The organism is Nocardioides sp. CF8 (assembly GCF_000389985.1).
Classification (GTDB): domain Bacteria; phylum Actinomycetota; class Actinomycetes; order Propionibacteriales; family Nocardioidaceae; genus Nocardioides; species Nocardioides allogilvus.
Genome location: NZ_CM001852.1, coordinates 3,843,610 through 3,863,728 on the forward strand (window position 1 = coordinate 3,843,610; position 20,119 = coordinate 3,863,728).

Consider the following 20,119-nt stretch of genomic DNA (forward strand, 5'->3'; position numbering starts at 1 on the left):
ACCCGGTGGCCACGCACGAGGCGTGACCACCGGGGGCGAGCTCACTGCTTGAGCGGCCTGCAGGCGTTGCCGATGTCCACGGCCTGGCCGCGGTCGACGATCACCTCGCGGGTGTTGATGACGTCGCCGCGCTTGTCGGCGCAGCTGACCAGCCACGCCTCCTTGATGCCGGTGTCGATCGGCGGGTCGGGGCTCTCGAAGCTGACCTCGCCCGACCAGTCGTGCTCCGCCGTACCGCCGGCGTAGTTGTTGGCCTCGATCGTGTACGTGCCCGCGACCGGGTCAGGGATCCGGATGACCTCCGGGTTGGCCAGGGTCGCGCCCGAGCCGACGGCCTCACCGTCGGGCCCGATGACGAAGAAGTCCCAGTCCTGAGCCTCCGCGTCCACCGTCGGCCACGAGATCGACACGACCGCATAGCCGTTGTCGGCATCGGGCAGGCCCTGCACCTCGAAGGTGGTGAACTCGCTCGCGCCGACCGCCGGCACGCCGGCCGGGTTGGTCAGCGTCGCGGGAGCCTGCGGGTCCGCCTCGGGGAGGCGGCCGTATCGCCCGGCCACGAGCGGTCGCGTCGACGGGTTGACGTCGATCGTGAAGGCGCCGCCGGTGGAGACGTATTCCGAGCTGAGCGTGTCCTCGTAGAGCAACGGCTGGCCGATGCTGCCGTCCGGCTGGATGACCGGAGAGGTGGGCGACACGTGGTGCTTGCGCACCGTGATCGTGTGCTTGGTGGGTGCCGTCCCGGTGATCTGCGAGTGCAGTGCCGGGTCCAGGGCAGCCTCGGCCGCCCGGTAGTAGGACTCCTGGTTGCCACCCTCGCCGGCACCCGCGGCCGGTTCGAGACCGAGGTACTCGGCCACCACACCCGACTCGTAGTCCGGGTGGAAGCCCTCGGTGCCGATCTCGAAGGTGTAGCCGAGACCGCCGGTGATCCAGTAGCTCCAGTCCTCCGTCGAGCCCGAGGTGTCATAGAGCTGGTACGACGCCTGGCTGGTGTACTGGTTGGCGGCCGCCATCGAGTCGCCGAGCGTCTTGAGCTGGGGCTCGTCGGGAGCCTTGCCGGTCGCGGCGATCGCCGGCGGCCGGAGCACGAGGTTGCTGAAGGTGTGGTTGGAGATCATCACCGTCACCGCGCGCTCGGAGATGAATTTCCGCACCGCGTCCGACTCGGGCTCGCTGCCGGGGGAGTCCCCGCGGAACGTGTCGCTCGACCAGCTGGTGCTGGCACCGCCGCCGCCCCAGAAGCCGGGGTAGTTGCGGTTGAGGTCGGTGCCGCGCAGGCGACCGGCCGGGTTGTCGGCGCAGGTGCCGCCGAGGAACGCCGGCGAGGTGAAGGTGGAGATCGCGCAGTTCTTGCGCTTCATCTCGTAGTCGAAGCGGGAGAAGTCGCCGAGCGGGGCGGCGTCGCGCGAGATCTTGAAGCCGTCGACGTTGACGACCGGGACGATCACGACCCGCGAGTCGGCCAGGATCGCGCGTGCGCGGGCCTCGCCGTCGGCGTACGACTCGAGCAGGTCGAAACCGAACTCGATGGTGTGCTCCGCGCTGGGCCACTCGCGGGCGTGGTGGGCGCCCATCAGCAGGAAGACCGGCTTGCCGTCCTTGACGGTGTCGGCGCGGGTGCTGATCTCGAGGCCGCGGATCTCCTCGCCGAGCACCGTCTCGTTCTCCAGCGTCAGCGGCTTGGTCAGGGCGGGGTACTGCTCGGCGAGCAGGGCCAGGTCGGCGACGTAGTCGTCGTAGGTGCGATAGGCCGTGCGACCGCTCGGCAGCGGCGACTCCTCGACGCTCGCCGCGTAGGCCCGGTCGGCCTTGCGGTTGGCCTTGGCCTGCGCCTCGAGGTCGCGGACCTTGACCCGCCAGGTGTAGCCGGCCTCCCGCAGCCGCTGCGCGTCCGCGGCGCCGTGCAGGACGACCGCGATCCCGCGCTCGGTGGCGTGCTCGGTCGCGTCGAGGCCGAGCGCGATGACCTCGTTGCGCTCCTCGACCGTGGGTGCGTCCACCATGACGAGGCTCGTGGTCTCGTCGGTGCTCACCTGCTGGATCTCGCGTGGGGTGCTGTCCTCGGCAGCCGTGCTGACCGTGGACGCCATCGCGGTGGCGAGACCTCCACCGAGGATGACGATGCCTGCTTTGCGCAGGCGTGTGTGCAGCGTGCTCATTGATCCTCCCGGAACGTGCCCAGCCGGGTCTCGGCGGACAGTGTGACCCACACAACATCAGCGACGGCTGGTTGTCGAGAGCGTCGCCGTACGCGTCTGGAAGTCCCCCGATTGCAGCGGGTTGCGGGCCCTGAGGGAGGATGTCGCGCATGTCACGTGGCGCCCTCGTACGTTTTCTCCTCGTCCTCGGTCTTCTCGGCGGCTGCCTCGCCCTCTCGCTGAACCAGAAGCCCAACCTGGGCCTGGATCTGCGCGGTGGCGCGCAGTTCGTCTTCCAGGCGACCGGCACCGAATCCACCGAGGCGACCGCGGAGAACGTCGACAAGACCGTCGAGGTGCTTCGTGGGCGCGTCGACGCGCTCGGCGTCGCCGAGTCCACGCTCGTGCGCCAGGGCGACGACCGGATCCTGGTCGAGCTGCCCGGCGTCACCAACGACGAGGAGGCGCAGGAGGCCGAAGAGCGCATCGGGCAGACGGCGCGGCTCACGGTCCACCCGGTCGTCGCGACGGTCGCCAGCGCCGACGCGAAGCCCAGCAAGAAGGGCAACCTGGTCGTACCCGACGCGGACGGTGGCTTCATCGAGGTCGGCCCGACGGCGCTCGAGGGTGAGGACATCACCGACGCCAACGCGGCCACGCCGACGAACGGCGTCGGCTATGTCGTCAACGTCGATTTCAGCAACCAGGGGTCCGACGCCTTCGGCAAGCTGTCGGCCACGGCCGCCTGTGCCACCGGCGACGCCAACCGGATCGCGATGGTGCTCGACGGCACGTCCATCTCCAGCCCCAGCGTGAACGTGCCCTGTGGCGGCAACATCACCAACAGCACCGAGATCTCGGGCGACTTCTCCCAGACCGAAGCCAGTGACCTCGCCGCGCTCATCGAGGGGGGAGCGCTGCCCCTCGAGCTCGAGCTCATCTCCGACCGCCTCGTGGGCCCCACGCTCGGCGCCGAGGCGATCGACGCCTCGATCGAGGCCGGCATCATCGGCCTTTTGCTGACCGGCGTCTTCATCATCTTCATCTACCGCCTCGTCGGCGCAATGGCGACGATCGCGCTCACGTCGTACGCGCTGCTGGCCTACGCCATGCTGCTCGCGCTCGGCTCGACCCTGACGCTGCCCGGTCTCGCGGGTTTCGTGCTCGCCATCGGCATGGCGATCGACGCCAACGTGCTGGTCTTCGAGCGCGCCCGCGAGGAGTACGCCGCCTATCCGTCGGCCGGGCTCCGGCGCGCGCTGGCGGTCGGCTTCAACAAGGCCTGGTCGGCCATCATCGACTCCAACGTCACCACCCTGCTCGCGGCCGCGCTGCTGTTCATCCTCGGCTCCGGCCCGATCAAGGGCTTCGGTGTGACGCTGTCCATCGGTGTCATCGCGTCCATGATCTCCGCGCTGATCATCGCCCGCGTGCTCTCCGAGATGAGCGTCTCCACCAAGGCGGTCGAGAGCCGTCCCGCGGTGAGCGGTCTCGGCAACATCGGCCGGGTCCGCGCATGGCTCGACAGGTCCGACTTCGACATCATGGGCAAGCGCCGCATGTGGCTCGGCATCTCCGGTGCCGCGCTCGTGCTGGCCGTGACCGGCATCGCCACCCAGGGCCTCAACCTCGGGGTTGAGTTCAGTGGCGGCCGTCAGCTCGACTACTCGGTCTCCCAAGAGGTCAGCGTCGACGACGCCCGTGAGGCGATCGCCGACGCCGGTTTCGGTGAGGCCGTCGTGCAGGGAGCCGACGACCCCGCCGACTTCACGGTCCGCACCGGCGCGATCAGCAACGACGAGGAGCAGCAGATCGAGGACGCCCTCGCCTCGATCGGCGGCGAGGTCGACAAGATCGACGACCAGACGATCGGTGCCTCGCTCGGCCAGGAGCTGCGGGACAAGGCCCTGATCGCCTTCGGGATCGCACTCTTCGCGCAGCTGCTCTATCTCGCGTTCCGGTTCAAGTGGACGTTCGGCGTCTCGGCTGTCGTCGCGATGGCGCACGACGTGGTGCTGGTCGTCGGCATCTTCGCCTGGTTGGGCAAGCCGATCGACGGCATCTTCCTGGCCGCGGCGCTGACCATCATCGGTCTGTCCGTCAACGACACCGTGGTCGTCTTCGACCGCATCCGCGAGCGCTGGTTCGGCTCCCGGCCGGAGGACAGCTTCTCGGAGATGGCCAACAAGGCCGCCATCGAGACGATGCCGCGCACGATCAACACCGGCCTCGGCACGCTGTTCATCCTGGCCGCACTGGCCGTCCTCGGTGGCGACTCGCTGCGCGACTTCGCGATCGCCCTGCTGATCGGTCTGATCGTCGGCACCTACTCCTCGGTCTTCACCGCGACCCCGTTGCTGACCTACTTCCAGGAGAAGTGGCCGATGAGCCGGGTCAAGCGCGAGAAGGTCGCGCGGACGCCCGACGACTCGGGCGCAGTCATCTGACGCCCGCACCGGGCCTATCGCGACCGCTGGTTGAGCAGGCGCGCCAGCGCCGTGTCGAAACCGAGGTGTCGCGGCTCGTTCGTGGAGGGCGTACGGCGCACTGTCGGTGCTCGCCCGTAGGGTTCTCGAGTGCCTGACACCCAAGCCCGACCCGCGCGCAGCGCCCCCGATGTCGCCGGGGTGCTCGCCGCTGCGGTGACGGCTCTCGGGGGCCAGGAGCGGGCCGGCCAGATCGAGATGGCCCAGCAGGTCTCCCAGGCCCTCGGCGACGGGAAGCACCTCCTCGTCCAGGCCGGCACCGGCACCGGCAAGTCGCTGGCCTACCTCGTCCCGGCGCTGCTCCACCACGACCGCGTGGTCGTCGCCACCGCGACCCTCGCCCTGCAGCACCAGCTGGTCGAGCGGGACATCCCGAGGCTGGTCGAGGCCATCGGCGACCGGGTCGATGCGACGTACGCCGTGCTCAAGGGCCGTGGCAACTACGCCTGCCTGCACCGCATCCGCGAGGGCGTGCCCGACGAGCAGGGCGCCCTGGTCGACGTGCCGACCGGCTCGATGGCCGAGAAGGTGCTGGAGCTGCGCGCGTGGGCCGAGAAGGAGTCCGAGGACTCCGGCACCGGCGAGCGCGACAACGCCCCGCGCCACACCGACCGCGAGTGGCGCCAGGTCAGCGTCAACCACCGCGAGTGCCTGGGCGCGACGAAGTGCCCGTTCGCCGCGGAGTGCTTCGCGGAGCGCGCGCGGGAGAAGGCGCAGCGCTCCCACCTGATCATCACCAACCACTCGCTGCTCGCGATCGACGCGATCGAGGGGGTCCCGATGATCCCCGACTACGACGCGGTGGTCATCGACGAGGCCCACGAGCTGACCGCCCGGGTGACCCAGGCAGCGACCGACGAGCTGGCCGTCAACGACATCGAGCGGGCGTCGCGGCGCTCCCAGCGCTGGGTGGCGGACGACTCCGCCGACCGCCTCGGTGAGGCGGCCGACTCGCTCGCCGAGGCGATCGAGGCGACGTCGCCGGGGCGCATCGAGCAGCTCGGCGACCAGCTCGGCGAGGCCCTGGCGCTGGTGCGCGACGCCGCCCGCACGTGTCTCTCGGCCTTCCCCAAGGAGACCCCCGGCGGCGACGGCGGTGACGCCGGGCGCACCCAGGCCAAGGGCATGGTGCAGGACGTCTTCGCCAACGCCGAGCGGATGGCCGCCAACCTCGACAGCGACGTGCTGTGGCTCAACGAGGCCCGCGACCGCATCCCCGCCCGGCTGCACGTCGCGCCCCTGCAGGTGTGGGGGCCGATGCGCGACAAGCTGCTCACCGACAAGACGGTCGTGTTCACCAGCGCGACGCTGATGCTGGGCGGCGACTTCAACGCCGTCGCGTCCACGCTCGGGCTCAAGGCGACCGAGCGGGAGGCGCCCTCACGCTCCGGCGACGTGCTGCCGTGGCGCGGCATCGACGTCGGCTCGCCCTTCGACTACGGCCAGCAGGCGATCCTGTACGTCGCCCGCCACCTGCCGCCTCCCGGACGCGACGGCCTCGTGAAGGCCCAGCTCGACGAGATCTGCGAGCTGGTCGATGCTGCCGGCGGGCGCACCCTCGGGCTGTTCTCGTCGCGCCGCGCGGCGGAGGCTGCGGCCGAGGTCGTGCGCGAGCGCCTGCCCCACCTGACCACCCTCGCCCAGGGCGACGCCCAGCTGCCCGAGCTGGCCAAGCAGTTCGTCGAGGACCCCCACACCTGCCTGTTCGGCACGCTGTCGCTGTGGCAGGGGCTCGACGTTCCGGGTGAGACCTGCCAGCTCGTCCTGATCGACAGGATCCCCTTCCCGCGCCCCGACGACCCGCTGATGTCAGCGCGACAGAAGGCCGCCGACCGCGCAGGTGGCAACGGCTTCATGCAGGTCGCCGCCACCCACGCCGCGCTGCTGCTGGCCCAGGGGGCCGGGCGACTGATCCGCACGACGACGGACCGGGGGGTTGTCGCCGTACTCGATCCGAGGCTGGCGACCGCGCGCTACGGCTCGTTCCTCAAGGCCTCCCTGCCGCCGATGTGGACCACGACCGACCCAGCCCTCGTGCGCAAGGCGCTCGCTCGCCTGGCCGAGGGCTGAGCCCGCTTCAGCGCCGGCGCGGCAACCGCGACTGACCGTCGTAGCCGCCCTTCGGCGCACCCAGCCCGAAGAAGTCCGTCAGCGTGGGCGCGACGTCGATCGTCCTCGCCTCCGCCGACGCGCTCGCGCCGCGGGGGACGCGCGGGTGCCCGCCCGCGAGGAAGAACGGGATCGGCTTCGTCGCCGGATGGCCGTGGTTGCCGGGGATCGGGTTGGAGTGCAGTGCGGGATCGCTGAAGCGCCAGCCCGCCCGGCAGAACACGACGACGTCACCGCCGACCGGGCCGGTGCGCAGCCAGGTCGTACGGCGAGGGTCGTGCGCGCTGAGCACGCCGGGCGTCGCCTGGGCGATCGCGATCATCCGGGCCACGGCCGCGTCGTGCTGGGCGGCTGCACCCGTCCAGTAGAGGAGGTCGGCGCCGCCGTTGTCGGCGATCACCACCTTGCCGGCGAGCAGCGGGTCGGCGTCCACCGCCGGCTGGAGGCTGATGACCGCGTCGGGGCGCGACCAGTCCATCGAGTGGTCGGCCAGCACGATCACCAACGACTGCGACCAGCGTCCGGCTGCCTTCAGCGCGTCGACGAATCGGCCCACCTGGAGGTCGGTCGAGGCCAGCGCCGCCTGCCGGAGCAGCCGGAGGTCGACCGGGCCGGTGACGTCGCTGTGGCCCATCCGGTCGATGTCGCCGAGGTTGACGAACATCAGGTTGGGGTCGTGCTGCTCGAGCATCGCGAGGGTGGCCGCCATCGTGAACGCGTCGGGCGCGTGGCCGGACACGGGCACGATGGGCGCGGGCTCCCAGCGGTGCGTCGCGCGGGTGCCGAAGATGCCGTAGAGGTACTCCTTCGAGAGCACCGTCCCGGTCGTGAAGCCGTCCCGGCCGAGGCGCTCGATGACGGTACGCGCCTTGAGGTCCGAGGGCTTGTCCAGGTCGCGGACGACGCCGAGCGAGCGGTCGTAGACCGAGTTGGCCGGCACGCCGCTGCGATCGGGACGGACCCCGGTCATCATCATCACGTGGTTGGGGATCGTCTCCATGATCGGCACCGACGAGGCGTAGGGGTGGTTGAGGCCGGAGGAGCGCAGCGCGCTCGTGCGCGGCATCAGCAGCGGCGTGATCTCGTCGGGCCGGCAGCCGTCGAGCACGAGGACGTAGGCCCGCTGGAGCCTGTCGGCGGCGGGGCGCGCCGCCGCGCCGGGCGCCGACGACAGCGTGACGGCCAGGCCGCCGGCGCCCGCGAGGGTGATGAAGCTGCGGCGGTCCAGGGTGGCGCTCATGCGACGGGCTTCGCGACGGGGACGACGTGGTTGGCGCCGGAGGCGGTGGCCCACGACGCGCTCCAGCTCGCCGGGGCCGCAGGGTCACGACGGTCGCCGATCACGAACCAGTCCATCTGCGCGCGGGCCGCGGTGACGTCGAGGACCGAGAAGCCGTGGTCGTCGAAGTTGAGGTACTTCACGTGCCGGTTGTTGGCCTGGATGATCCCCTCGACCACGAGGCTGCTCGTGCGCGCGGGGGTGCCGGTGATGTCCTTCAGGTTGTTCGAGGTGACCGACGAGCAGACGAACTCGACGCCCGCGGACTCGCTCAGCGGATAGGTCGCGATGTCCTGCGGCAGGTCGCACGCCCACGCTGAGTGGATGTCCCCGGTCAGGAACACCACGTCACGCAGCCGCCGGTCCCGGATGTGGGTGAAGAGCTCGCGACGGTCGTCGGTGTAGCCGTCCCACTGGTCCACGTTGTACGGCGCCCCGTCGCGCGGCAAGATCCCGGTGACGTCGTTGACGGGGTCGACGAGATCGGTCGGCAGCTGCGCGAAGGTGACCGGCGCGATCATCACCGGGTTGCCGACCAGCTTCCACTGCGGGCGTGCGCGCCGCAGCGCACCGAGCAGCCAGTCGAGCTGCGCGCGGCCGGTGATGGTGCGCTCGGGGTCGCTGACCCTGGCCTCGAGGGTCGGCACGGGACTGGGTGTTGTGGTGGGGACCTGCTCGTCGCGGTGGGTGCGCAGGTCGAGCATGCTCAGCTGCGCGAGCTTGCCGAAGGTCAGCTCGCGGAAGAGCCGCGTGCCGTCACCCACCTGCGCGGTGCCCTCCATGAGGACGGGCAACCACTCGTCGTACGCCCGATGGGCCCGCGCCCGGCGCGCGGCGTAGTCGCCCTCGGCGGCCTGGTGGTTCTGCGCTCCCTCTGCCCACTGGTCGTTGGTGACCTCGTGGTCGTCCCAGGTGACGATGAAGGGGTAGCGCGCGTGCAGCGCCTGGAGGTCGGGGTCCTGCTTGTACTGCGCGTGCCGCTGGCGGTAGTCGGCCAGCGAGACCATCTCGTGCGCCGGCACGTGCGATCGCACGTCGACGTCGGACTGTCCGTAGCCGTACTGGCCCGGGCCGTACTCGTAGAGGTAGTCGCCGAGGTGCAGGATCGCGTGCAGGTCGTCGCGCTTCGCGAGGTGGCGGTAGGCCGAGAAGTGGCCCGCCTGCAGGTTGGCGCACGACACGACGCCGAGCCGGAGGTTGTCGGGGCTGGCGGTGGCGCGCGGCGCCGTCCAGGTGCGGCCGACGGGGCTGACGTGGCGGCCGACGCGGAAGCGGTAGAAGTGCCAGGTGTCGGGCGCCAACCGCGTCGCGTCGATCTTGACAGTGTGGTCTCGCGCCGCGCTGGTGCGCGCGGTGCCGCGACGGACGACCTTGCGGAAGCGCTCGTCGAGCGCGACCTCCCACTCGACGTCCACGGCCGAGCCGCGGCCCGACCCGGGAGTCGCGTCCGGCGAGGGAGTCACCCTGGTCCAGAGGACGACCCGACCCGGTCGGGGATCACCGGAGGCGACGCCGTGCTGGAAGACGCGATGCTCCTGGCCGGGCTTGGCTGCGACGCCGGCGCTGGCCGCGGCACTCGCGGCGGTTGCGGCGGTCAGGGCTCCGGCGGAAGCGAGGATCGTACGGCGCGGAACGGGGCGCGAGGTCTGGGTCACGCATGTAGCAACGACGCAGAGGCCTCGAGATCACGCGGGGCGACCGGACGTTCATTCGTTGTTTGCCAGGCCAGGAGCACGATGGCCCAGCCGGCGACCACGTCGAGGAGCCAGTGGTTGCCGGTGCCGACGACCACGACGGCAGTCAGCACGGCGTGCGCCCAGCCGACGGAGCGCAACCCGCGGTGGGTCGTCGCGGCGCTGATCGCGAGCGCCACCCACAGCGCCCAGCCGGCGTGCATGCTCGGGAAGGCGGCCAGCTGGTTGGTCAGCCAGCCCATGCCCTGCGGTGCCGACGCGGCCTCGCCCCACCAGCCGCTGTCTGCGTGTAGCGCCATCAGGTCGGCGTAGCCGACGAGGCGTGGGGGAGCGGTCGGCATCAGCAGGTAGCCGACGAGTGCGACGAGGGTGCTCGCGACCAGGACCTGCCGGGCACGCGGATAGAGCGCGGCGCGTCGCCGGTAGAGCCAGCCGAGCACGACGGCGGTGCCGACGTAGTGGGCCGTCGCGTAGTAGTAGGCCGCCAGCAGGCCCGCCACGTCGTGGTCGACGAACCAGCCGACGGCTGTCCGTTCCAGGTCCAGCAGCAACGTCACCTCGATGTCGACGATCCGCATCGCTCGCTCACGCGCCGGCGCGAGGGCGTCGTCGGCGAACACCCGCGAGGCGGCGTACGCGATGTAGAGCAGCGCGATGAAGCCGAGCTCGCGCAAGCCGCGACGACTCCGCTGGAGCTGTGCAGCGGAGTCGGAAATGGTCGGGCGTGGGGCGAGGATCGTCACGGTTCCAGACAAGCCCGGGCGACGGCTGACCGGCATCGGGCTTGTCCCCGGTCGACCCCGGGGATCCGGTCGCGGAACCCCGGGGTCGCCTGCAGGTGTCGGTCAGGGGTGACCTCGCCTCACACGCGGCGCAGGACCGCGGTCACCTTGCCCAGGATGGTCGCGTTGGTGCCGTCGATCGGGTCGTAGTTGACGTTGTGCGGCAGCAGCCAGACGTGTCCGTCCTTGCGCTGGAACGTCTTGACCGTCGCCTCGCCGTCGATCAGCGCCGCGACGATGTCGCCGTTCTCGGCCGTCTGCTCCTGGCGGATCACGACGTAGTCACCGCTGCAGATCGCTGCGTCGATCATCGAGTCGCCCGACACCTCGAGCATGAACAAGGTGCCGTCGCCGACCAGCGACTTGGGCAGCGGGAAGACCTCCTCGATGCGCTCGTCGGCCAGGATCGGCCCGCCGGCGGCGATCCGTCCGACCATCGGCACATAGGTCGCCGGGGGCGCGGCGTCGCCGATGTCGGTCTCGTCGTACGTCGACTCGTCGGCGCTCGACATCGAGCGGCGTGCGGCCATCACCTCGGGCAGGAACACCTCCAGCGCGCGCGGCCTGTTGGGGTCGCGTCGCAAGAAGCCCTTCTCCTCGAGGGTCTTGAGCTGATGGGCGACGCTGGAGGAGCTGGTGAGCCCGACCGCGGCGCCGATCTCGCGCATGCTCGGGGGATAGCCGCGGGTCTCGATGGCGTCCTTGATCGTGGCGAGCACGCGCTGCTGGCGCGGCGTGAGTCCCGTGGCGTCCGGCGGCCCGTCGGGCATGGCCAGGACCTTTGCGTCCGGTGCTTCCTTCTTCGCCATGGCGGCTCCTCCTGCAGTCGGTTGGTTTCACCGTAGTCATCGCCGAGCAGTTGTTCAAACATTTGTTCGAAGGCGTGTCGGCCTCGGGGGACTCCTGACGTGTCGAACAATTGTTCGCTCGAGCGCTTGCATCGTTCGAACACATGCTCTACCGTCGTACACACGTTCGATCGAACGTCTCTTCGACCCGCTGCCGTTGTCGGTGGCTCCGTCTAGACATTCCCTCGACACCACGACCGGCTGATCTTCCCCAGGAGGCCAACATGAGCACCCTCAGCATTTCCCCCACCTTCTCCGCCCCGCGCGTCTCTCGCGCCCCGCAGTCCAGCGTGCGCCTGACGCGCCGCGGCCGCGTGGTCGTGTTCCTCGCGGCGCTGGCGCTGCTGCTCCTCGCGGCCTTCTTCCTCGGCTCCGTCGCCGTGGGCTCCGAGACGCCCGGCCAGGCCGAGCCGACCGAGATCGTCATGGTCGGCACCGGCGACACCCTCTGGGGGATCGCCGCCGAGCTCGACGTCGAGGGCGACATCCGCTCCACCATGCGCGAGATCGAGCGGCTCAACGCCCTCGACTCCGTCGCGCTCTCCGCGGGCCAGAAGCTCCGCGTCCCGGTCAGCACCGACTGACCGACTCACAGCCTCCGCCAGCCGACTCGACCCCGGCTGGCGGGCCGGGGAAGACGAGGGGCGGGCCACTTGCGTGGCCCGCCCCTCGCGGCATTTGCTGGTGGTCTCGTTGCTTGCCGCCGACTGTGTGGCTTTGGTGTCTGCCTGTGACACCAGAGCCACACGGTCCAGCCGCGCTGGTGATGAGTGACCCCGTCAGTTCGGACTCGTGACGAGCTGCGGCTTCGCCTCGAGCACCCCGAGAGTTGCTGGAGCGCCGACCTTGGTGACGGTTCCGTCGACCGGGCGCCAGTCCTTGTCGCCGACGACCTTGAACTGTGCCGACCATGTCGTGTCGACGCTCACCCGGGCCGCGTCCAGCGTCGTGGTGTAGACGTGCGTGATGAAGCCGGCGCTGTCGACGTCGGCGCCGTCGGTCCACTTCATTCCCGCGACCGCCGACTCCTGCTCGGTCCCGTCGCCGTGGTGCCACTTGAAGTGGCTCGGCCAGACTTCGAGGACGAGATCGATCTTGACCTTCTCGAGGGTGACGGGGATCTGATGCCGCTCAGCCTGGGTCGACAAGATCGTCTTGAAGTTGACCAGCGTCTCGCCGCCTGGCGGCTGGATCTCGATCGTGGAGGCAGGCAGTTCGACCTTTTTGAAGGCACTCAGTGCCTCGCCGGGGATGTCGACCGTTGGCGTCTGCGCACCGGGGTCAACGGGGTCGCCGGGCTCAATGCATTCAGTGGAGCTCTCTGTGGGCCGTCCGGGCATCGTGACGTAGACGGTGAACATGAGCCCGCCGTCGCCACAAGCAAGTTGTTCGCCAGATGGGCAACCGAATCCGCTGCCCTGCATGGTGGGATCGCCGCGAACGCACATTGGCACGTACTTGATCTCGGGCTTCGGTCCGAGTGGCGTAGAACTCTGTGGACTTCCGGGCGTCGGGGCGTTCGATATCGCCGGCTTCACCGTCTGATTCGTGTTCTGAGTCATCGCCACGTTCAAGGCATTGGCGCCGGCCGTGACTTCAGCGTCATCACCTGCATGGGCGCCTCCCCCAAGGGCCAGGAACGTCACGAGGACCGTGGTGAGGAAACCTGCGCGGATCATTCGGGGATCACCAGTTCGTGCATGAGCCAGGCACCTCGCCGCCATTCGACTGTCGCGACGTAGGTGGCGTGGGAGCCCGCATTCCTGACGGCGGTGCCGTCCGGCTCGGTGAGGACTTCTCGTGGTCGGAAGATGCGGAGCCCGATTTCCGCTGAGTCGCGTTCGCTCCTGCTGACCGCGACCTGGTCAATTGTCCAAGGCTTGCTGGTGTAGACGATTCCGTCGCTTTGCCATTGGTCAATGATGTCGATGATATTTGAACAGCTGTCACACTCAGGAGTGCTCGCAGCCGCTACGGGCTCTGTCGCCGAACTCAAGCGAGCGTCATTCAGCAGGTCGATCCAGTGCTCCGCGAACGCGACGGCACCATCCTCGGTCTGCTCGTCCCATGGCTCGGGGGCCGACGTCGACTCAGTCTCGGTCGGCTCACTCGTGGGCGAGCTCGTCTCCGGCATCTGCGGCACGGGCGGGTCGTCGGCACAGCTGCCGAGGAGCAGCGGGAGCGCGACGGTGGCGAGCGCGATGCGGCGTACGAACACATTGGGCATGTGAGCCTTCTTCCCCGAGTGGGCCCGGCCCGAGCCGGACGACCGACACGCTAATTGAGATTCCGTGCCGGCACGAGCCCGGCTCCAGACGCTGTGGAGAACCTCACGGTGCGTGACGCGACGCTCCGGCGCTCGTTCTCAGGGCAACGCCGATAGCGTCGCTCTCGCCGGTCCATCTCGGGAAGGACACAGGATGCGTCTACGTCACATCGCCGCGGCAGTGGTCCCGTTGCTCGTCGCAGCGGGCCTGACGCCGGGTGCGGACGCGCGGGTCCCGCACGAGCCGCAGCCCCGTTCCCAGTCGGAGGTCAGCAGCCCGATCACCCCGCGGGCCGCGATGGCGATCGACACCAGGGACAAGGCCGAGGTGCAGACGGCGTACAGGCAGCTGTGGCGAAGTGCCGACGCCCAGCGCCCGGAGTGGGTCGGCGGCAACGTCCGCACCTGCCAGTCGGGCCGGCTCTCGGGCAGCTCGACCAACAAGCAGCTCGGCGCGATCAACTTCGCGCGCCTGCTCGCCGGGCTCACGCCGCTCGCGCTCGACTCCGACACGGTCGAGGAGGCACAGGCGGCGGCGATCATGATGACCGCGAAGAACGCCGTCAACCACTACCCGCCGAGGTCGTGGCCGTGCTGGTCGCAGCTGGGCTACGACGCGGCGGGCCTGTCCAACCTCTACCAAGGCGTGCGCGGTGAGTCCAACGCCGCCAAGATCGAGTCCTACCTCGACGACTGGGGCAACATCAACCGCGAGGTCGGCCACCGACGCTGGTTCCTCTACCCCTACCTGACGGCGATCGGCATCGGGGGTACGGCGACGGCGAACGTGTCCTACCTGTTCGGCCAGCCGTTCAACGACGCCGCGCCCAACCCGGAGTGGGTCAGCTGGCCGGCCGCCGGGTGGTTCCCGAGCCGGCTCGACCCGCGCGGCAGGTGGTCGCTGTCCAGTGGCGACGACGGCGCCGACTTCTCGGATGCGACGGTGCGGGTGAAGTTCGACCAGAAGTGGGTCAAGGGCATCACCGTGCACGAGCCCGAGACCTCCCCGGGCAAGCCGACGCTCGTGTGGGAGATGCCCGACGACTGGCCCGCCGACCCCGTCGGGAAGGCGCGCGTGATGGTCGAGGACATCACCATCGACGGCATCTCCGGCCACCGCCAGGTGTATGCGGTGAAGTTCTTCCGCAGCCGCTAACGCGCGGCGCGACGCCCACCGGTCGGGCGCGAGGCGACGGGCGTGGGCGCAGGTGCTGTGGCCTCTGCCTCGGCGGGATCCTTCGTGATCCCGAGCGCGCGCAGGAGGCGCGACACGAAGAGCAGGCCCGCGAACAGGCAGGCCACGGCACCCAGCGACGCCAGCGCGAGGAACGCCCACGCGCTGGAGTCACCCGCGCGCCCCGACGTACCGAAATCGATGGCGAGATAGACGAGATAGCCCCACGCGACCAGGCAGCCGGTGATGGCGAGGGCGAACATGAGCGCCGGCCGGTTGAACGACGTCGACGGCTTCGTACTTCGACGCGATCCTGCCCGCTTACCCGTAGCCACGGGGTCATTGTGGCTGATCACACCCAACCGCGTGGTCGCTTTGGGGTACGGCGCCGACTCGACACGCCGTGGTCTGGACCCGTCTCAGGAGCCCCAGGAGCCACTGACCTGCGGTTTTGCGCGCCCACGCCGCGGAGCCAGAAGATCGCCGGGATCGCCGCTTGCCAACCCCTGGGGACGCGACGTACGGTTACCACTACATCTAGTAGTTACACCGGTGTGGTTTTCCACATCTAGTTCACAAGAGCCGGTCCTGATTGCACAGCTTCGGCTCCGTTCTCCACAGGAAACATCCACTGCTCCACATGCGTTGACACCCTAGAGAGGGTGTTTTCGGCGCGCCTGCAGTCGACCACACAGTCTCGGAAGGAGGTCTCGCGATGCACTGTCCCTACTGCCGCAAGACCGACACCCGCGTGCTGGACTCCCGCGTCGCCGACGACGGCTCGTCGATCCGGCGCCGCCGGGTGTGCGCGGCCTGCGAGAAGCGCTTCACGACCGTCGAGCAGATGCAGCTGATGGTGCTCAAGCGCAGTGGTGCGAGCGAACCGTTCAACCGTGACAAGGCCATCGCCGGTGTCCGCAAGGCCTGCAAGGGCCGCCCGGTCACCGAGGACCAGCTGGCCTGCCTGGGCCAGGCCGTGGAGGACGCACTGCGCCTCTCCGGCCAGGCCGAGATCAACGCCAACGAGGTCGGCCTGGCGATCCTGAGCCCGCTGCGCGAGCTCGACGAGGTCGCCTACCTCCGCTTCGCCAGCGTCTACCGCGCCTTCGCCTCGGCGGAGGACTTCGAGAACGAGATCGAGATGCTGCGCACCGAGCGCCGCCTCACCCAGCCAGTCACGACTGGCTGACCCAGACTGCCCGGCACGTGGTGGGGAAGCCGCGTGCCGGGCATACCAACAGATGAAGCACCAACGACCGATCCAGACGGATTCGAAGGAGAACCCATGACCGAGACGCATGTCACCGGGGCCGGCCTCACGCTGGAGCGCGTCTTCAGCACGGAGGGCACGCACCCCTACGACGCGATCAACTGGGAGCGTCGCGACGTCGTCCAGACCAACTGGAAGACCGGCGAGGCCGTCTTCGAGCAGCGCGGCGTGGAGTTCCCCGACTTCTGGAGCGTCAACGCCTCGACCATCGTCACCACGAAGTACTTCCGTGGCGCGGTCGGCACCGACGTGCGTGAGTGGAGCCTCAAGCAGCTCATCGACCGGGTCGTGAAGACCTACACGAAGGCCGGCATCGACAACGGCTACTTCAAGTCCACCGGCGACGCCGAGATCTTCGAGCACGAGCTGACGTGGCTGCTGGTCAACCAGTACTTCTCCTTCAACTCCCCGGTCTGGTTCAACGTCGGCACGCCCTCCCCGCAGCAGGTCTCCGCGTGCTTCATCCTCTCCGTCGACGACTCGATGGACTCGATCCTCAACTGGTACAAGGAAGAGGGCTTCATCTTCAAGGGCGGCTCCGGTGCCGGCCTCAACCTCTCCCGCATCCGTTCGTCCAAGGAGCTGCTCTCGAGCGGCGGTACGGCGAGCGGCCCCGTCTCCTTCATGCGCGGCGCCGACGCGTCCGCCGGCACCATCAAGTCGGGCGGCGCCACGCGTCGCGCGGCCAAGATGGTCGTCCTCGACGTCGACCACCCCGACATCGAGGAGTTCGTCGAGACGAAGAAGAACGAAGAGGACAAGATCCGCGCCCTGCGCGACGCCGGCTTCGACATGGACCTCGGCGGCAAGGACATCACGTCCGTGCAATACCAGAACGCCAACAACTCGGTCCGCGTGACCGACGAGTTCATGCGTGCGGTCGAGGACGGCACCGACTTCGGTCTGCGTGCCCGCGGCACCGGCGAGGTCATCGAGCGCGTCGACGCCCGTGAGCTCTTCACCAAGATCAGCGAGGCCGCCTGGGCCTGCGCCGACCCGGGTCTGCAGTACGACGACACGATCAACGACTGGCACACCAACCCGGAGACGGGCCGCATCACCGCGTCCAACCCGTGCTCGGAATACATGTCGCTCGACAACTCGTCGTGCAACCTCGCCTCGCTCAACCTCCTGAAGTTCCTGAAGGAGGACGACACGTTCGACGCCGCCCTCTTCGCGAAGGCCGTCGAGTTCATCATCACCGCGATGGACATCTCGATCTGCTTCGCCGACTTCCCGACCGAGCCGATCGCCCAGACGACCCGCGACTACCGCCAGCTCGGCATCGGCTACGCCAACCTCGGCGCGCTGCTGATGGCCATGGGTCTGGGCTACGACTCGGACGGCGGTCGCTCGATGGCGGCTGCCATCACCTCGCTGATGACGGGCACGTCGTACAAGCGCAGCGCCGAGCTCGCCGGGATCGTCGGCCCCTACGCCGGCTACCAGCGCAACGCGGAGGCCCACAAGCGGGTCATGCGCAAGCACCAGGCCGCCAACGACGTGGTGCGCGTCCTGCACACCGAGGACAGCCGCGTGCTCAAGCTCGCGACGGCCGCCTGGGCCGACGTCATCGCCACGGGTGAGAAGAACGGCTTCCGCAACGCGCAGGCCTCGGTGCTCGCGCCGACCGGCACCATCGGCTTCATGATGGACTGCGACACCACCGGCATCGAGCCCGACTTCTCGCTGGTGAAGTTCAAGAAGCTCGTCGGGGGCGGCTCGATGCAGATCGTCAACCAGACGATCCCGCGTGCCCTCGAGAAGGTGGGCTACCAGCCCGAGCAGGTCGAGGCCATCGTCGCCTTCATCGGCGAGAACGGTCACGTCATCGATGCACCCGGCCTCAAGCAGGAGCACTACGAGGTCTTCGACACCGCGATGGGCGCCCGCTCGCTCAAGCCGATGGGCCACGTGCGGATGATGGCGGCCTGCCAGCCGTTCCTCTCCGGCGCGATCTCCAAGACCGTCAACCTCCCGGAGACCGCCACGGTCGAAGAGGTCGAGGACGTCTACATGCAGTCCTGGAAGCTCGGTCTCAAGGCGACCGCGATCTACCGCGATTCCTGCAAGGTCGGCCAGCCGCTCTCCGACGGCAAGTCGGACCAGGCCAAGCGCGACCAGGGCCAGCACGTCGAGGGCGACGACGTCGCCGAGGCGACCAAGGTCATCGAGAAGGTCGTCTACGCCCCCACCCGCAAGCGCCTCCCGAAGTCGCGCGTCTCGCGCACGACGAGCTTCACGGTCGGCGGCGCCGAGGGCTACATGACCTCCGGTGCGCACGACGACGGCGAGCTGGGCGAGGTCTTCCTCAAGCTCGGCAAGCAGGGCTCGACCCTGGCCGGTGTCATGGACGCCTTCTCCATCGCCGTCTCGATCGGCCTGCAGTACGGCGTCCCGCTGGAGACCTACGTCTCGAAGTTCACCAACCTGCGCTTCGAGCCTGCCGGCCTGACCGACGACCCGGACGTCCGTATGGCGCAGTCGCTGATGGACTACGTCTGGCGTCGCCTGGCCCTGGACTACATGTCCTTCGAGGACCGCGCCGGCCTCGGCATCTACTCCGCCGAGGAGCGTCAGCGCCAGCTCGAGACCGGCTCCTACGAGCCGATCGTCGAGGAGACCGGCTCGGCCTCCGAGCTCGTCTCGGTCGAGGACGTCGTGGTCGAGGACGCCGAACCGCTGGTTGAGCAGGGCGAGGAACGAGGCCGTGTCGAAACCAAGGCGACCATCGAGGCGCCCTCCGGTGTCCACACCTCCGCCGAGCTCTTCGAGAAGCTCACCGGCACGGCCGTGGACAGCCCGCTCTGCATGACCTGCGGGACGAAGATGCGCCCCGCTGGCTCGTGCTACGTCTGCGAAGGGTGCGGAAGCACCAGCGGCTGCAGCTGATTGATTGAATAGCGAAACGGTCTCGACACCCCTCACGGTGTCGGGGCCGTTTCGCTGTCGGTGGGCACTGCTAGAAAAGATCGCAAGACAAACGCGGGGTCGGGAAAGTGCAGTTCGAAAATGACCGACCCACCGCTACCTAGGAAACGGCGACGTATGCGACCGGCCGCGGCCGAGATCGAGCCAGACACACCGATCTGGTGTCCATGGTGCGAGGCCGAGCATCCGGCGTCGGCGTTCAACAAAGAGACGCGCAGGTACAGCGGCCTATCGGCGATCTGCCGTGCCGCGTGGGCGGAGAAGCGCCAACTCCCCGAGGAGCGCGAGCGCACGCGCCAACGCAACAAGCGTCGCTGGGCAGACCCTGAATATCGAGGGCGAAGCCTTTTGGCCTCCGTCGAGCGGCGGAAGACGAAAGGGCAGGAGGACCTCAGAAGAGCACGTGCTCGTCTCCAAGGCATCGTGGACGACTGGAAGAGTCAAGGATGTGTCGACTGCGGCTACGCCGATATTCGGGCGATCGACCCCGACCACCGCGAGGGCGAGGTCAAGGTCGGGCACGTGAGTCGACTGGTGACACTCTGCGCCTCCGCCGCTCGCATCCGCGAAGAGCTCGCGAAGTGCGACCCGCGGTGTGCGCGCTGCCATCGACGCGTGACGCATCAGCAGCGCTTCTCAAAGACTCGGCGCGCTGATCGGAATCCACCGTCGTGGCAGCGACGGATCGATATGCAAGACGAAAACGACGCCATCAAGCTTCGTCGAGGTTGCGCCGACTGTGGTTGGCGGAGCTGGGCACGAGGGCTCGACTGGGATCACGTGCGCGGACCGAAGGTGGCCACGATCGCAATCCTGATTGGCAAGATCCGGCCATGGCCCGAAGTGCTGGTGGAGATGGAGAAGTGCGAGGTGGTCTGCGCGAACTGTCATCGCATCCGAACCTGCGAGCGTCGGCTGAGCGAAGCCGTGCCGAGCGATCCGAATCGCTGACGAGCTGCGGCAGAGCTGCACTCGAGGCGGAGTGCCCTACTGCGCCACCGCGGAGGCGTGGTTGAAGAAGTCCGTTGGCATCGGGGTCTCGAGCTTCCACGTAATCGCGATTGGCCGATCTCCGCTGTGCGACACGTAGGTCGCCGGCCCAAGGAACAGTGTCAAGGGCCAGTAGAAACTGCCCGGGG

15 protein-coding genes are annotated in these 20,119 nt (G+C 68.9%); 7 read left to right on the forward strand and 8 right to left on the reverse strand.

What is annotated here, in order from left to right; translation table 11 throughout:
• Positions 1–41: 41 nt before the first annotated feature.
• Complete coding sequence (locus CF8_RS18750) at positions 42–2,162, reverse strand: M14 family zinc carboxypeptidase (protein ID WP_010834670.1); 2,121 nt, start codon at positions 2,160–2,162, stop codon at positions 42–44.
• 149 nt (positions 2,163–2,311) lie between these two features.
• On the opposite strand from CF8_RS18750, the gene secD reads away from it, so the two are divergent.
• Together secD and CF8_RS18760 are read left to right on the forward strand one after the other, a co-directional pair.
• Positions 2,312–4,588 (forward strand): protein translocase subunit SecD, encoded by a 2,277-nt coding sequence (gene secD, locus CF8_RS18755; RefSeq protein ID WP_036491466.1) that lies wholly within the window; start codon positions 2,312–2,314, stop codon positions 4,586–4,588.
• A gap of 237 nt (positions 4,589–4,825) precedes the next feature.
• Positions 4,826–6,697 carry an ATP-dependent DNA helicase gene (locus CF8_RS18760; protein WP_084623169.1) on the forward strand — a complete coding sequence of 624 codons (1,872 nt, stop codon included), beginning with the start codon at positions 4,826–4,828 and terminating at the stop codon, positions 6,695–6,697.
• Between the two features lie 7 nt (positions 6,698–6,704).
• Here CF8_RS18760 and CF8_RS18765 read toward each other — a convergent pair whose 3' ends face one another.
• From CF8_RS18765 to lexA, 4 genes are all read right to left on the reverse strand, one after another.
• The gene (locus tag CF8_RS18765) at positions 6,705–7,976 is read right to left on the reverse strand and encodes an alkaline phosphatase family protein (protein ID WP_010834673.1); all 1,272 of its coding nucleotides are present in this window, start codon (positions 7,974–7,976) and stop codon (positions 6,705–6,707) included.
• Positions 7,973–9,670: an alkaline phosphatase D family protein gene (locus tag CF8_RS18770; protein ID WP_010834674.1), complete on the reverse strand. Its 1,698-nt coding sequence runs from the start codon at positions 9,668–9,670 to the stop codon at positions 7,973–7,975. The genes CF8_RS18765 and CF8_RS18770 overlap by 4 nt, the downstream gene beginning before the upstream one ends.
• Positions 9,667–10,452 carry a phosphatase PAP2 family protein gene (locus tag CF8_RS18775; RefSeq protein WP_051204268.1) on the reverse strand — a complete coding sequence of 262 codons (786 nt, stop codon included), beginning with the start codon at positions 10,450–10,452 and terminating at the stop codon, positions 9,667–9,669. The genes CF8_RS18770 and CF8_RS18775 overlap by 4 nt, the downstream gene beginning before the upstream one ends.
• 119 nt (positions 10,453–10,571) lie before the next feature.
• Entirely contained in the window at positions 10,572–11,300 is a 729-nt protein-coding gene (lexA, locus tag CF8_RS18780) for a transcriptional repressor LexA (protein ID WP_010834676.1), read from the reverse strand.
• A 263-nt stretch (positions 11,301–11,563) separates the two neighbouring features.
• Here lexA and CF8_RS18785 point away from each other — a divergent pair, with 263 nt between their 5' ends.
• On the forward strand, positions 11,564–11,923 hold the full coding sequence (locus CF8_RS18785) for a LysM peptidoglycan-binding domain-containing protein (protein WP_051204269.1): 360 nt from the start codon (positions 11,564–11,566) through the stop codon (positions 11,921–11,923).
• A 195-nt stretch (positions 11,924–12,118) separates the two neighbouring features.
• Here CF8_RS18785 and CF8_RS22125 read toward each other — a convergent pair whose 3' ends face one another.
• A complete protein-coding gene (locus CF8_RS22125) occupies positions 12,119–13,018 on the reverse strand; it encodes a hypothetical protein (RefSeq protein WP_156887273.1) in 900 nt (299 codons plus the stop codon).
• Positions 13,015–13,566, reverse strand: a complete 552-nt coding sequence (locus tag CF8_RS18795; RefSeq protein ID WP_036491472.1) for a DUF6318 family protein — start codon at positions 13,564–13,566, stop codon at positions 13,015–13,017. Before CF8_RS18795 ends, CF8_RS22125 begins: the two co-directional genes overlap by 4 nt.
• Before the next feature lie 193 nt (positions 13,567–13,759).
• Between CF8_RS18795 and CF8_RS18800 the strand changes: the two genes are divergently transcribed.
• On the forward strand, positions 13,760–14,761 hold the full coding sequence (locus CF8_RS18800) for a CAP domain-containing protein (RefSeq protein ID WP_010834680.1): 1,002 nt from the start codon (positions 13,760–13,762) through the stop codon (positions 14,759–14,761).
• Here the strand turns inward: CF8_RS18800 and CF8_RS18805 are convergent.
• Positions 14,758–15,114 (reverse strand): hypothetical protein, encoded by a 357-nt coding sequence (locus CF8_RS18805; RefSeq protein WP_157953086.1) that lies wholly within the window; start codon positions 15,112–15,114, stop codon positions 14,758–14,760. The genes CF8_RS18800 and CF8_RS18805 overlap by 4 nt on opposite strands.
• 380 nt (positions 15,115–15,494) lie before the next feature.
• Here CF8_RS18805 and nrdR point away from each other — a divergent pair, with 380 nt between their 5' ends.
• From nrdR to CF8_RS22130, 3 genes are all read left to right on the forward strand, one after another.
• Entirely contained in the window at positions 15,495–15,968 is a 474-nt protein-coding gene (nrdR, locus tag CF8_RS18810; RefSeq protein WP_010834682.1) for a transcriptional regulator NrdR, read from the forward strand.
• A gap of 96 nt (positions 15,969–16,064) precedes the next feature.
• Positions 16,065–18,941 (forward strand): vitamin B12-dependent ribonucleotide reductase, encoded by a 2,877-nt coding sequence (locus CF8_RS18815; protein ID WP_010834683.1) that lies wholly within the window; start codon positions 16,065–16,067, stop codon positions 18,939–18,941.
• A 120-nt stretch (positions 18,942–19,061) separates the two neighbouring features.
• Complete coding sequence (locus CF8_RS22130) at positions 19,062–19,931, forward strand: hypothetical protein (protein WP_156887274.1); 870 nt, start codon at positions 19,062–19,064, stop codon at positions 19,929–19,931.
• Positions 19,932–20,119 lie beyond the last annotated feature (188 nt).